Source organism: Pseudomonas sp. Ost2 (genome assembly GCF_018326065.1).
GTDB classification, from domain to species: Bacteria; Pseudomonadota; Gammaproteobacteria; order Pseudomonadales; family Pseudomonadaceae; genus Aquipseudomonas; species Aquipseudomonas gingeri.
Genome location: NZ_AP021904.1, coordinates 1,629,480 through 1,643,358 on the forward strand (window position 1 = coordinate 1,629,480; position 13,879 = coordinate 1,643,358).

Annotated in this window: 12 protein-coding genes; 10 read left to right on the forward strand and 2 right to left on the reverse strand. The window is 63.4% G+C overall.

Annotation, left to right across the window (positions count from 1 at the left end; genetic code table 11):
* Nucleotides 1-118: 118 nt before the first annotated feature.
* Together KI243_RS07115 and KI243_RS07120 are read right to left on the reverse strand one after the other, a co-directional pair.
* A complete protein-coding gene (locus KI243_RS07115; RefSeq protein WP_017127682.1) occupies nucleotides 119-1,594 on the reverse strand; it encodes an inorganic phosphate transporter in 1,476 nt (491 codons plus the stop codon).
* Between the two features lie 388 nt (nucleotides 1,595-1,982).
* Nucleotides 1,983-2,183: a hypothetical protein gene (locus tag KI243_RS07120; RefSeq protein ID WP_083875411.1), complete on the reverse strand. Its 201-nt coding sequence runs from the start codon at nucleotides 2,181-2,183 to the stop codon at nucleotides 1,983-1,985.
* Between the two features lie 758 nt (nucleotides 2,184-2,941).
* Here KI243_RS07120 and pcaR point away from each other — a divergent pair.
* The 10 genes from pcaR to KI243_RS07170 all read left to right on the forward strand — a co-directional run bounded on the left by pcaR (nucleotide 2,942) and on the right by KI243_RS07170 (nucleotide 13,874).
* Nucleotides 2,942-3,784, forward strand: coding sequence for a pca regulon transcriptional regulator PcaR (gene pcaR / locus KI243_RS07125; RefSeq protein WP_017127684.1), 843 nt, complete (start codon nucleotides 2,942-2,944; stop codon nucleotides 3,782-3,784).
* 383 nt (nucleotides 3,785-4,167) lie between these two features.
* Nucleotides 4,168-5,514 carry an MFS transporter gene (locus KI243_RS07130; RefSeq protein WP_017127685.1) on the forward strand — a complete coding sequence of 449 codons (1,347 nt, stop codon included), beginning with the start codon at nucleotides 4,168-4,170 and terminating at the stop codon, nucleotides 5,512-5,514.
* A 181-nt stretch (nucleotides 5,515-5,695) separates the two neighbouring features.
* A complete protein-coding gene (locus KI243_RS07135) occupies nucleotides 5,696-6,553 on the forward strand; it encodes a CoA transferase subunit A (RefSeq protein WP_017127686.1) in 858 nt (285 codons plus the stop codon).
* The gene (locus KI243_RS07140; RefSeq protein WP_212811180.1) at nucleotides 6,550-7,332 is read left to right on the forward strand and encodes a CoA-transferase subunit beta; all 783 of its coding nucleotides are present in this window, start codon (nucleotides 6,550-6,552) and stop codon (nucleotides 7,330-7,332) included. Before KI243_RS07135 ends, KI243_RS07140 begins: the two co-directional genes overlap by 4 nt.
* On the forward strand, nucleotides 7,329-8,534 hold the full coding sequence (gene pcaF, locus KI243_RS07145) for a 3-oxoadipyl-CoA thiolase (RefSeq protein ID WP_212811181.1): 1,206 nt from the start codon (nucleotides 7,329-7,331) through the stop codon (nucleotides 8,532-8,534). Before KI243_RS07140 ends, pcaF begins: the two co-directional genes overlap by 4 nt.
* Nucleotides 8,535-8,721: 187 nt before the next feature.
* Nucleotides 8,722-10,017, forward strand: a complete 1,296-nt coding sequence (locus KI243_RS07150) for an MFS family transporter (RefSeq protein WP_017127689.1) — start codon at nucleotides 8,722-8,724, stop codon at nucleotides 10,015-10,017.
* Between the two features lie 46 nt (nucleotides 10,018-10,063).
* Nucleotides 10,064-11,422, forward strand: a complete 1,359-nt coding sequence (locus KI243_RS07155) for a 3-carboxy-cis,cis-muconate cycloisomerase (protein WP_212810649.1) — start codon at nucleotides 10,064-10,066, stop codon at nucleotides 11,420-11,422.
* Nucleotides 11,423-11,448: 26 nt separating this feature from the next.
* Complete coding sequence (gene pcaD, locus KI243_RS07160) at nucleotides 11,449-12,243, forward strand: 3-oxoadipate enol-lactonase (RefSeq protein WP_042936235.1); 795 nt, start codon at nucleotides 11,449-11,451, stop codon at nucleotides 12,241-12,243.
* Nucleotides 12,244-12,280: 37 nt separating this feature from the next.
* Nucleotides 12,281-12,673: a 4-carboxymuconolactone decarboxylase gene (gene pcaC, locus KI243_RS07165; protein WP_017127692.1), complete on the forward strand. Its 393-nt coding sequence runs from the start codon at nucleotides 12,281-12,283 to the stop codon at nucleotides 12,671-12,673.
* A gap of 301 nt (nucleotides 12,674-12,974) precedes the next feature.
* The gene (locus KI243_RS07170; protein ID WP_177085854.1) at nucleotides 12,975-13,874 is read left to right on the forward strand and encodes a polysaccharide deacetylase family protein; all 900 of its coding nucleotides are present in this window, start codon (nucleotides 12,975-12,977) and stop codon (nucleotides 13,872-13,874) included.
* Nucleotides 13,875-13,879: the final 5 nt, after the last annotated feature.

Sequence of the window (13,879 nt, forward strand, 5' to 3'; positions counted from 1 at the left end):
GCAAGGCATTTTGGGCGACTTCGGTCGCCCTTTTTTTTGCCTGTCGTTTGCCTTTTGACCGGGCAAAAAAAAGGTGCGATCCGCAGATCACACCTTTTTCTGTGTCACTGGAAACGACTCAGCTGCCGAGCATCTTCGACGCGATCCAGAACAACCCGGCGGACAGCGCCACGGTGGCTGGCAGGGTCAGTACCCAGGCCAGCAGGATGGTCTTGATCGTGCTGCTCTGCAGGCCGCTCTTGTTCGCCAGCATGGTGCCCGCGACACCCGACGACAACACATGAGTGGTCGAGACCGGCAGGGCAAAGATGTTCGCCAGGCCGATCATGCAGGCGGTGGTGATCTGTGCCGACATGCCCTGGGCATAGGTCATGCCCTGCTTGCCGATCTTCTCGCCGATGGTCAGTACCACCCGCTTCCAGCCAACCATGGTGCCCAGGCCGAGGGCCAGGGCCACTGCCAGAATCACCCAGAACGGTGCGTATTCGGTGGTGGTGGTCAGGTCCTTGCGCAGTTTCTCCAGGTCCGCCTTCTCGCGGGCATCCAGGCCCGGCAGCTTGCCGACTTTCTTCGCGGTGTCATCCAGGCAGAGCAGGTAGCGACGTACTTCGATGCGCTTTTCCGGCGACAGCGAATGGTAGTCGGTCACACCCTTGAGGTTGTTCAGCAGGGCGGCGATGGTCGGCTCGGTCTGCTGCGGGTTGCAGCGGAACTTGCCCGGCAGGTCGTCCTGAACGCTTTTGCCCAGGGCCAGGAACTCGCTCAGGGTCGCGTTGTTGCGCTGGTAGAACTGGCTCAGGTGCAGGGTCGCGTCACGGGTCCGCTCGATCTGGTAGGTGGTGGTGCTCAGGTCGAGGACGAATTGCGCCGGGACGATACCGATCAGCACGAGCATGATCAGGCCGATACCTTTCTGGCCATCGTTGGAGCCGTGCACGAAGCTGACGGCCATGGCGGAAATCACCAGGACCAGGCGGTTCCAGAACGGCGGGTGCTTCTTGTCGTCGATCTTGCGCCGCTGGTCCGGAGTCTTGTGCATCTTCGACAGCGGACGCCACCACTTCAGGCCCACCAGCACCAGGCCGGCGACCAGCATGCCGGCCAGCGGCGAGAACACCAGCGAGGCACCGATATCGATCGCCTTCTGCCAGTTGACCCCGTCACCCAGCGGAATATCGTTGAGCAATGCGTTGGCCAGGCCGACACCGAGGATCGAACCGATCAGGGTGTGGGAGCTCGACGCCGGGATACCGAAGTACCAGGTACCCAGGTTCCAGGTGATGGCCGCGGCCAGCAGCGAGAACACCATGGCGAGGCCATGGCCGGTATTGACGTTGATCAGCAACTCCACCGGCAGCAGGTGCACGATGGCATAGGCGACGCCGACCCCGCCGAGCAATACGCCGAAGAAGTTGAATACACCGGAAAAGAACACCGCGAGATGCGGCGGCATGGCTTTGGTGTAGATCACTGTGGCCACCGCGTTAGCGGTGTCATGAAAGCCGTTGATGAACTCGAAGCTGAGGACAAAGGCCAGGGCGAGCAACAGGCTCACAAGAACCCAAGCATCCAGTCCGCTGAATAAATCGATCATGAAGGTTTTCTGACCCGGTCATAAGGGGGCGCGATTATGCCAGAAAAGCCTGCTAATCGATGCACTAGCTGCTCACCGGTAACATTCTTCAATGAAAAAAAATGTAGGAAACCGTTAAACCTCAGGTTTTCCGGGCGTTTGCCAAGCATCTGATTTCATTGGAAATGCCCAATGAACACAAGGTTTCAGCGCGGGAATGAAAGGCCGAAACGGATGTGCGAAATTTCTGTGTGAGGGCCTGCCGGGCGTCATTCAACCCGATGGGATGTTCGGGGGCCTGGGCTCGGCGCGGGTAGCGCAAGCCGTTGACGTCCAGAAGCCTGAGGGAATCCGGATAGGAGAGACCGGCTGCCAGGGGCAAGCCTCACAAGGTTCGAGACCGCCGTGCCTAAGGCTCTTCGGCCTTGAGTTCCTTTTCCATTTTTTGCAATTCCTGGGTAAATGCCTGGTCCAGGAGGCTGGCTCGTTTGCGCCAGGGTTTGCGTTCTGGTTCGGGTTGCGCGGCGTAGGTGGTAATTTCCCCGCCGTAAACATCCTTGTAACGTTGCTCCTGGCGCTCAAGTTCCGCGCGCAGTTCGTCTTTCGTCACAGTGTTACCTAATTTGAGTTGATAAGGTTTTCCGGCGATACGTAATACGGGAGTTCCATGAAGTCCGGTGGCGTATCGGAACGGTTTTATAGTCGTTGGCCCTGGACGACGTGTCGGCGAAACAGCGGCGCCATGCACCAGGGCGGCGTCGACAGGGAAAGTGCCGTCATGGCAAGCGTTTCCCGGTTCGACAAAACGCGGCCATCCACGTTGAACATTGGTCTGGGCTTGAGAGCCAGGCTCTCGGAACCGCGACAGAACCAGACGGTTCGAATGTCGTATGGGGAGTATAGCGGCCGGTTTGAATAATACTATCGCGAAGCGGGGCTGGCCCGTCAACTTTGTGTGTGGGTTTTGTTGCGTAGGAGTTATGAACTGCAACTTGAGGACTTGGCTGGATACTGCCTGTTTTTTGGCGGCAAATTAACACTGCAAGTTCCGCGCGGGCAGTGTTAATTGAAAAGGGAAGAGCGCTTCTATATTGACGGCAACCTCATGTATCGGCGGTTTGCCGGAAGTCGGGAAAACGGCCTCACTTCGTGGGTAAGGCCGTGCCGGTGGATTTTCCGGTGGGTACCTGACCAGTATCCCGGAAAACCACCTGATGGCGGGGCAACGTTATAAGCTTCGGACCCTGGGGGTCAATTGCGATTATCGGGCCAGCGTTCGATAATCGCCCAATGTCGAGCCTGGCCGGCTTGTCTATCGGGCTGATGTCGGCCTGTAATAGCCGCTGACCGCGTGAACAAGGACCTGGAATGAACGACCCACTGCGCACTGCCTTCAACTCCGTGGCGCCGCCTATCGTTGCCTCGCCCGCCAAGCGGATCCAGGCCTTTACCGGTGACCCGGACTTCATGACTTCGCTGGCCCGGGGCCTGGCGGTGGTGCAGGCGTTCCAGGAGCGCAAGCGGCACCTGACCATCGCGCAGATCAGCCATCGCACGGAAATTCCCCGGGCGGCCGTGCGCCGTTGCCTGCACACGCTGATCAAGCTTGGCTATGCCACCACCGACGGACGCACCTACTCGCTGCTGCCCAAGGTCCTGACCCTGGGTCACGCCTACCTGTCCTCGACCCCGCTGGCGGTGTCGGCCCAGCCTTATCTGGACCGCATGAGCGAGCAGCTCCACGAGGCCTGCAACATGGCCACCCTCGAGGGCGACGACATCCTCTATATCGCCCGTTCGGCGACGACCCAGCGATTGATCTCGGTCGATCTTTCCGTCGGCGGGCGGCTGCCGGCCTATTGCACTTCCATGGGCCGGATCCTGCTGGCCGCGCTGGACGATGCATCGTTGCAGGAATACCTCGACCATGCCGACCTGCAGGCCAAGACCAGCCGCACCCTGCATACGCCCGAAGCCTTGCTCGAATGCCTGCAGCAGGTACGCCAGCAAGGCTGGTGCATCGTCGACCAGGAGCTGGAACAGGGCCTGCGTTCCATCGCCGTGCCGGTCTATGACGCCTCGGGCCAGGTGCTCGCGGCACTGAACGTCAGTACCCATGCCGGGCGCGTCAGCCGCAGTGAACTGGAGCAGCGTTTCCTGCCGAGCATGCTCGGCGCCAGCCGCGACCTCAGCGCCCAGCTGTTTGCCTGAACGTCCCGGCTGCCGCGGCAAAGCCGTTCGATAACCGCCCAGAGTTGCGTTTATCGAATTGCGCCGTTTTACGCCGCTCATTAATGTCGCGGCAGCGTCCTGAGTCGACGAGCCCGCAGGCCTCGACCCGGTGACCGCCCGATAATAATGACGAGGCCAAGCCGCCATGAGCACTCCCTTCGATAGCCTTCTGTGCAAGAACTCTCTTCGCAAGAACCCTCTCCGTAAGAACACTTTCCGTAAGAACACTCTTCGCAAGAACACTCGCGCACGCATGCCGTTTACGCTGAAACGGCTCGCCTGAGCGTTATTCGCTCTGTCCAACGTCCGCCGCCCCCTGGTCGGCACCTGTGCGTCTGCGCGTCTGTGTGGAAATAAAAATAATGAACCAGCCTCAATCCGCTGTCGGTCACTGCCTCGATGTGCAGTCCTTTATCAACGATCAACCGCTGTCGCGCTATCAGTGGCGGGTGGTGATCCTGTGTTTCCTGATCGTCTTCCTCGATGGCCTGGACACCGCTGCCATGGGCTTTATCGCTCCGGCGCTGTCCCAGGACTGGGGTATCGATCGCGCGAGCCTCGGCCCGGTGATGAGCGCGGCCCTGATCGGCATGGTCTTCGGCGCCCTCGGTTCCGGCCCGTTGGCCGACCGGTTCGGGCGCAAGGTGGTGCTGGTGGGGGCGGTCCTGTTGTTCGGCGCCTTCAGCCTGGCTTCGGCCTACAGCAGTAACGTCGACCAGTTGCTGGTCCTGCGTTTCCTCACCGGCCTCGGCCTGGGGGCCGGCATGCCGAACGCCACCACGCTGCTCTCCGAATACACCCCGGAGCGCCACAAGTCGCTGCTGGTGACCAGCATGTTCTGCGGCTTCAACCTGGGCATGGCCGGCGGTGGTTTTGTTTCGGCCAAGCTGATCCCGGCCTTCGGCTGGCACAGCCTGTTGCTGATTGGCGGGTTGCTGCCGCTGATCCTGGCGGTGGTGCTGCTGCTCTGGCTGCCGGAGTCGGCGCGTTACCTGGTGGTACGCAACCGTGGCACGGACAAGGTGCGCAAGGCGCTGGCGCCGATTGCTCCCGAGCAGGTCGCCGGGGCGGCGAGCTTCAGTGTTCCGGAGCAGAAGACGGTCAAGGCGCGCAACGTCCTGGCGGTGATTTTTTCCGGCACCTACAGCGCCGGCACCCTGCTGCTATGGCTGACCTATTTCATGGGACTGGTGATCGTCTACCTGCTGACCAGCTGGCTGCCGACGCTGATGCGTGACAGCGGTGCGAGCATGGAGCAGGCCGCCTTTATCGGGGCCTTGTTCCAGTTTGGCGGGGTGCTGAGTGCGGTGGGGGTCGGTTGGGCGATGGACCGGTTCAACCCGCACAAGGTGATCGGCACTTTCTACCTGCTGGCGGGGATCTTTGCCTACGCGGTTGGCCAGAGCCTGGGCCATATCGCCCTGCTGGGAACCCTGGTGCTGGCGGCGGGCATGTGCGTGAACGGCGCGCAGTCGGCGATGCCATCGCTGGCGGCACGCTTCTATCCGACCCAGGGACGGGCCACCGGGGTTTCCTGGATGCTGGGGATCGGTCGTTTCGGCGCGATCCTCGGCGCCTGGATGGGCGCCACGCTGCTGGGCATGGGCTGGAATTTCGAGCAGGTGCTGACCGTGCTGGTGGTGCCGGCGGCATTGGCGACGGCGGGGGTATTGATCAAGGGCCGGGTCAGCCACGCGGACGCGACCTGAGGATCGGCCTTGCCGTTGGCTGGCAAACGGTAGCCTACAAACAATTGGTTCGATAATCGAACACTTAGTCGATTATCGGATTGTTTGACCCCTGGCCTCGACTTAATCTGGTTTCACTCCGGCGCTGAACCTCGCGCCTTTTTCTTCCACGCTGGCTTGTTGAAACCGGGAGTCTGCATCCATGGCTGAAATCCTTTCGTTGCATGAAGCGGTGAAGCAATTCGTCAACGACGGTGACACCGTCGCCCTCGAAGGCTTCACCCATCTGATTCCGACTGCGGCGGGTCATGAAATCATTCGTCAGGGCAAGAAGGACCTGACGCTGGTGCGGATGACCCCCGATCTGATCTACGACCAGTTGATCGGTGCCGGTTGCGCTCGCAAGCTGATCTTCTCCTGGGGCGGCAACCCGGGTGTCGGTTCCCTGCACCGTCTGCGCGACGCGGTGGAGAAGCACTGGCCCCATGACCTGGAAATCGAAGAGCACAGCCATGCCGACCTGGCCAATGCCTACGTCGCCGGTGCCTCCGGCCTGCCGTTCGCGGTGTTGCGTGCCTACGCCGGTTCCGACCTGCCGAAGGTCAACCCGTTGATCAGGAGCGTGACCTGCCCGTTCACCGGCGAAGTGCTCGCCGCGGTGCCCTCGGTCCGTCCGGATGTGACGGTGATCCACGCGCAGAAGGCCGACCGCAAGGGCAATGTCCTGCTGTGGGGCATTCTCGGGGTACAGAAAGAGGCGGCCCTGGCTGCCAGGCGCTGCATCGTCACTGTCGAGGAAATCGTCGACGACCTGAACGCGCCGATGAATGCCTGTGTCCTGCCGACCTGGGCCTTGAGCGCGGTCTGTCATGTCCCCGGTGGTGCGCATCCGTCCTATGCCCATGGCTACACCGAGCGCGACAACCGCTTCTACCAGGCCTGGGATCCGATTGCCCGTGACCGGGAAACCTTTACCGCCTGGATCGCCGAATACATCCATGGCACGGCGGACTTCGCCGAGTTCCAGGCCAAGCTGGCCCGCGCGTCGGAGGCAAAATAATGACCTACACCACCAATGAAATGATGACCGTCGCCGCTGCCCGTCGCCTGAAGAACGGTTCGGTCTGCTTTGTCGGTATCGGCCTGCCTTCCAAGGCCGCCAACCTGGCACGCCTGACCTCTTCGCCGGATGTGGTGCTGATCTACGAGTCCGGCCCGATCGGTGCCAAGCCCAGCGTGTTGCCACTGTCCATCGGTGACGGCGAACTGGCGGAAACCGCCGACACCGTGGTGCCGACCGGCGAGATCTTCCGCTACTGGCTGCAAGGCGGGCGGATCGACGTCGGTTTCCTCGGCGCCGCCCAGGTCGACCGGTTCGGTAATATCAACACCACGGTGGTGGGCGACTATTTCTCGCCCAAGGTCCGCCTGCCCGGCGCTGGCGGTGCACCAGAGATCGCCGGTTCGGCGAAAAGCGTGCTGATCATCCTCAAGCAGTCGGCCCGTTCCTTTGTCGACAAGCTGGACTTCATCACCTCGGTCGGTCACGGCGAAGGCGGCGATTCGCGCAAGCGCTTCGGCCTGCCGGGCGCCGGTCCGGTGGGCATCATCACCGACCTGTGCATCATGGAACCGGAAGCGCAAAGCAATGAGTTCGTGGTCACGGCCCTGCATCCGGGGGTGACCCGCGAACAGGTGATCGCCGCCACGGGCTGGCCCGTGCGTTTCGCCGAGCAGGTGGACAGCACCGCGGCACCGAGCGCAACCGAACTGGCCGCCTTGCGCGACCTGGAAGCCCGCACCGCCGCGGCCCATGGCCAAGCCCCTGGAGAAGCCTGATGCGTGAAGTGTTTATCTGTGACGCCATTCGTACGCCCATCGGCCGTTTCGGTGGCGGCCTGGCCGGCGTGCGCGCCGATGACCTGGCAGCGATGCCGATCAAGGCGCTGATGGAGCGCAACCCGTCGGTGAACTGGGACGAGGTCGATGAAGTGTTTCTCGGCTGTGCCAACCAGGCCGGCGAAGACAACCGCAACGTCGCGCGCATGGCGTTGCTGCTGGCGGGCCTGCCGGAGAGCATTCCCGGGGTGACCCTCAACCGCCTCTGCGCCTCCGGGATGGATGCCATCGGCACCGCGTTTCGGGCCATCGCCAGCGGCGAGATGGAACTGGCGATTGCCGGCGGCGTGGAGTCCATGTCCCGTGCGCCGTTCGTGATGGGCAAGGCCGACGCGGCGTTTTCCCGCAACATGAAGCTGGAGGACACCACCATCGGCTGGCGTTTCATCAATCCGTTGATGAAGGCCCAGTACGGTGTCGACGCGATGCCGCAGACCGCCGACAACGTTGCGGATGACTATCAGGTCTCGCGCGCCGACCAGGATGCCTTTGCCCTGCGCAGCCAGCAGCGCACGGCGGCGGCCCAGGCCGCCGGTTTCTTCCGCGAGGAAATCGTGCCGGTGCGTATCGCCCATAAAAAGGGTGAAACCCTGGTCGAGCAGGACGAGCATCCCCGGGCCGACACCACCCTGGAAGCACTGGCACGGCTCAAGCCGGTCAACGGCGCGGACAAGACCGTCACCGCCGGCAATGCCTCCGGCGTCAACGATGGCGCCGCGGCACTGATCCTGGCGTCCGCCGAGGCGGTGAAGAAACACGGCCTGACAGCCCGGGCGCGGGTGCTCGGCATGGCCAGCGCCGGTGTCGCCCCGCGGGTCATGGGCATCGGTCCGGTGCCGGCGGTGCGCAAGTTGACTGAACGCCTGGGCCTGGCGGTCAGCGACTTCGACGTTATCGAGTTGAATGAAGCGTTCGCCAGCCAGGGCCTGGCGGTGCTGCGCGAGCTGGGTATCGCCGATGACGCGGCACAGGTCAATCCGAACGGCGGGGCGATTGCCCTGGGGCATCCCCTGGGCATGAGCGGCGCGCGCCTGGTCCTGACGGCGCTCCACCAACTGGAAAAGACCGGCGGCAGCAAGGGCCTGGCGACCATGTGCGTGGGCGTCGGGCAGGGGCTGGCGCTGGCGATTGAACGGATCTGACCAGGGTTCGGTCGCTGTAACCTGTGGGAACCGGCTTGCCGGCGATGAGGCCCTTGAGCCTTGCCGCGTCTATCCATGTGCCATCGCCGGCCAGCCGGTTCCTGCAAGGGCGGCGATTGTTCTTGCGGAACAGGTCTGTTGCAAAGTATGTCTAGACTGCAACTACCCCTCCTACGAGTGAGAGAACATGACAACAACAACGACGCCGTACACCGGTGAGGAACGTAGCAAAAGGATCTTTGCCATCGTCGGTGCTTCTTCCGGCAACCTGGTCGAATGGTTCGACTTTTATGTCTATGCCTTCTGTGCCATCTATTTTGCCCCGGCTTTCTTCCCTTCCGATGACCCGACGGTGCAACTGCTCAACACCGCCGGTGTATTTGCCGCCGGCTTCCTGATGCGGCCCATCGGTGGCTGGTTGTTCGGTCGTGTGGCCGACAAGCACGGCCGTAAGAACTCGATGATGATCTCGGTGCTGATGATGTGCGCCGGCTCCCTGGTCATCGCCTTCCTGCCGACCTATGCCAGTATCGGAGCCTGGGCACCGGCGCTGCTGCTGGTGGCGCGGCTGTTCCAGGGCCTGTCGGTGGGCGGCGAGTACGGCACCACCGCGACCTACATGAGTGAAGTGGCGTTGCGCGGCCAGCGCGGCTTCTTTGCCTCGTTCCAGTACGTGACCCTGATCGGCGGCCAGTTGCTGGCGGTGCTGGTGGTGGTGATCCTGCAACAGTTCCTCACCGAGCCCGAGCTCAAGGCCTGGGGCTGGCGCGTACCGTTCGTGATCGGTGCCATTGCGGCTGTGATCTCGCTGCTGCTGCGTCGTGCGCTGAAGGAAACCACCAGCAAGGAAACCCGCCAGGACAAGGACGCCGGCAGCATCCGGGCGCTGTTCCGCGATCACAAGGCGGCGTTCATCACCGTGCTTGGCTACACCGCCGGCGGCTCGCTGATTTTCTACACCTTCACCACCTATATGCAGAAATACCTGGTGAACACCGCCGGGATGACCGCCAAGACCGCCAGCTACATCATGACCGGCGCGCTGTTCCTCTATATGTGCATGCAGCCGCTGTTCGGCATGCTCTCGGACAAGATCGGCCGGCGTAATTCGATGCTCTGGTTCGGCGCCCTGGGTGCCTTGTGCACGGTGCCGATCCTGCTGACCCTGAAGACCGTTACCAACCCGTTCCTGGCCTTCGTGCTGATCACCCTGGCCCTGGCGATCGTCAGCTTCTACACCTCCATCAGCGGCCTGGTCAAAGCCGAGATGTTCCCGGTGCAGGTACGCGCGCTGGGCGTGGGCCTGGCCTACGCGGTGGCCAATGCCCTGTTCGGCGGTTCGGCGGAATACGTGGCGCTGAACCTCAAGTCGGTGGGGATGGAGAACGCCTTCTACTGGTATGTGACGGTGATGATGGTCGTCGCCTTCCTGTTCAGCCTGCGCCTGCCGAAGCAGGCGGCGTACCTGCACCACGATCACTGATCGGCCTGCGCGCCCGTTCCGGGCGCGCATTTACCAGGGATTTTTTATGCCGCGACCGAGCAATCAACTGTTCGATGCCTACTTTGTTGCCCGCGATATGGGCGAGGTGTTCTCCGATCAGGGGCGGGTCCAGGCGATGCTGGACTTCGAAGCGGCCCTGGCCCGTGCACAGGCGCGGGTCGGGCTGATTCCCCAGGCGGCGGTGGCGCCCATCGAGGCGGCCTGCCGCGCCGGGCTCTACGATTTTTCCGCCCTCGGCGAGGCGATCGCCACGGCCGGCAACTCGGCGATCCCGCTGGTCAAGGCGCTGGGCAAGCAGATCGCCGGCACCGATGCCGGGGCCGAACGTTATGTGCACCTGGGCGCCACCAGCCAGGATGTGATGGACAGCGGCCTGGTGCTGCAACTGCGCCGCGCCTGGCAACTGATTGACCGTGACCTGCAACGCCTGGGTGAAGTCCTGGTGTCCCAGGCCCGGCGCCATGCGGCCACTCCACTGGCCGGGAGGACCTGGCTGCAACAGGCGACCCCGGTCACCCTGGGCATGAAGATCGCCGGCTGGCTGGGGGCGGTCACCCGCCATCGACAGCGCCTGCGCGAGCTGCAACCGCGCTTGTTCAGCCTGCAGTTCGGCGGGGCCTCGGGCACTCTCGCGGCCCTGGGCGACCAGGCGCTGGCGGTGGCCGAAGCACTGGCCGGCGAACTGCAACTCGGCCTGCCGGAGCAACCCTGGCACACCCATCGCGATCGCCTGGTGGAGTTCGGTGCCGTGCTCGGACTGATTGCCGGCAGCCTGGGCAAACTGGGACGTGACATCAGCCTGCTGATGCAGACCGAGGCGGCGGAAGTCTTCGAGCCGTCGGCGCCCGGCAAGGGTGGTTCCTCGACCATGCCGCACAAGCGCAATCCGGTGGGCGCCGCCGTGCTGATCGGCGCGGCGACCCGGGTGCCGGGGCTGCTCTCGACCCTGTTCAGTGCCATGCCCCAGGAGCACGAGCGCAGCCTCGGCCTTTGGCATGCCGAATGGGAGACCCTGCCGGAGATTTGCCGGTTGGTCTCCGGGGCCTTGCAGCAGGCACTGATTGTCTGTGAGGGGCTGGAAGTCGATCCGGCGCGGATGCTCGAGAACCTCGACCTGACCCAGGGGCTGCTGCTGGCGGAAGCCGTGAGTATTGTCCTGGCCCAGCGCCTGGGACGTGACACGGCCCACCACTTGCTGGAGCAATGCTGCAGGCGGGCGGTGGCTGAACGGCGCCACCTGCGCGTGGTGCTGGGCGACGAACCGCGAGTGACCGCCGAACTGTCCGCGGACGAACTGGATCACCTGCTCGACCCGGCCCACTATCTCGGCCAGGCACAGACCTGGGTCGAGCGTGCCGTGGCCGATCATCTGGCTTTTATCTGAAGGAGGCTGTCGTGGGAAAGAGCGTCGTGGGTTCTGTGCAACTGGCCGAAGGCCAACTGAATTACCAGCTCGATGGCCCGGAGGGCGCTCCGGTCCTGGTTTTGTCCAACTCCCTGGGCACCGACCTGGGCATGTGGGACACCCAGTTGCCGGCGTTCGCCGAGCACTTGCGGGTATTGCGTTATGACACCCGTGGCCATGGCCGCTCGCTGGTCACCGAAGGACCGTACAGCATCGAGCAACTGGGGCGGGATGTGCTGGCCCTGCTCGATGCCCTGCAGATCGAGCGCGCGCATTTCTGTGGCTTGTCCATGGGCGGGCTGATCGGCCAGTGGCTGGGGATTCATGCCGGCGAACGCCTGCACAAGCTGATCGTTTGCAACACGGCGGCCAGGATCGGTGATCCGGACATGTGGAACCCGCGTATCGAGACCGTGCTGCGGGACGGTGAGGCGGCCATGCGGGCCTTGCGCGACGGGGCGATCGCGCGCTGGTTCACGCCGGACTTTGCCGCCGCGTACCCGGAGCGGGTGACGCCGATTACCGACATGCTCGCCGCGACGTCGCCCCAGGGGTATGCGGCCAACTGCTGTGCGGTGCGCGACGCGGATTTCCGTGACCGGCTCAGCGCGATCCAGGTGCCTCTCCTGGTGATCTCGGGCAGCGAGGATGCGGTGACGCCGCCGTCGGGTGGCGTATTTATCCAGCAGCATGTGCAGGGCGCCGAGTACGCCGAGTTCCATGCCGCCCACCTGTCGAATGTCCAGGCCGGCGATGACTTCAGCCGTCGGGTGCTGGATTTCCTGCTGGCCGGGGTTTAAAGAGCCTGTTTGAACAGCCTGTGTGAGGAGAGTGTTCGTGGATGAGAAACAACGTTACGCCGAAGGCCTGCAAGTGCGTCGCGCGGTATTGGGCGAGGCCCATGTCGAGCGCAGCCTGAACAACCTGACCGAGTTCAACTCGGAGTTCCAGGAAATGATCACCCGGCATGCCTGGGGCGATATCTGGACGCGGCCGGGGTTGCCCCGGCACACCCGCAGCCTGATCACCATTGCCATGCTGATCGGCATGAACCGCAGCGAAGAACTCAAGCTGCACCTGCGCGCGGCGGCCAACAATGGCGTGACCCGCGAGGAGATCAAGGAAGTGCTGATGCAGAGTGCGATCTACTGCGGAATCCCGGCGGCCAACGCGACGTTCCATCTGGCGGAGTCGGTATGGGATGAATTGGGTGTCGAGTCCCGCGGATGATGATCGCTCCCGCGCTCTGTGTGGGAATGCCTCTTGGGACGCTCTGCGTCCGCTTCTGTGACGCGCAGCGCCACGGGTTGCATGCCCGGAACGATCGGTGCGAAGTCAGCCGCGTACGGAACGCTTTGCCATCCTGATGCTCTGAGTAAGATGATGGCCCCCCTTTCAGGATGGAGCGGGGCAAGGAGCTTGTGCCATCTCGCCACAGAGATGCGCACTCAAGCTCCACTCCGTTCCTTGCAACGACGGCTTGAAGGCATCTTGGTTCTGTCATTGTTGCGTCCCGGACCAGACCCTCCCCATGAAGTCGGTTTTCACTTTTCTTTCCGTGCTCGCGCTCGTCGCAAGCCTGGGCGGCTGTATCGGCCCGCCGCTACCACTGACACCGGGCACCGAGCAGGCCCTGCGCACGCAACCCCCGATCCGTTTCCTGCTGACCTTCGATGATGGGCCGAGCGCGTCCAGTTTCTGGAATCCCACGGCATCGGTGCTCGATGACCTGGCGCAGAACCCGATCCAACCGGGAATCAAGGCCGTGTTTTTCGTCCAGACCGGAGCGCCCAGGGCAGGTAACAGCGATATCGGACGGGCGCTGATGCGCCGCGAGCAGGCCGAGGGGCATATCCTGGGTTTCCACACGGCGGGAGCATGGCACACCAATCACCGCTCGCTGGATCCCCAGGCGCTGGAGCAATCACTCAGCGACGGCAGTGCCGTCATTGCCGGGATCAGTGGCGCGCCGCCGACTCTCCTGCGCCCGCCATTCTGGAACTACGACAAACGCACCTTCGCCGCCTATCAGCGGCATGGCCTGCATGTGCTGTTGACCGACCTGAGTGCCAATGACGGCAAGGTCTGGGGGATTACCGCCAGCCCGCAGCGCCGGGCCAATCTGCTCAAGCACCTGGCCGAAGTGCGTGAGCAGATCGCCCGTGGCGAGATGCCGGTGGTCGATGGGGTGATCCCGGTGGTGGTGACCTTCCATGATCTCAATCGCTACACCGCCCGGCATATGCAGGAGTATCTGCAGATCCTCATGGACTGCGCGCGGGACACCGGCGTGCGGACCGCCGAACAGCCGTTCTACACGGACCGCGCGGCGTTGTTGCGGGCGGTGCTGGCGCGCACGGTGCAGGACAGTTCCGTGCCGGTGCATCTGCCCGGCCTCTGGAACTGGTGGTGGGACAGTGATTCCCACTAGACCCG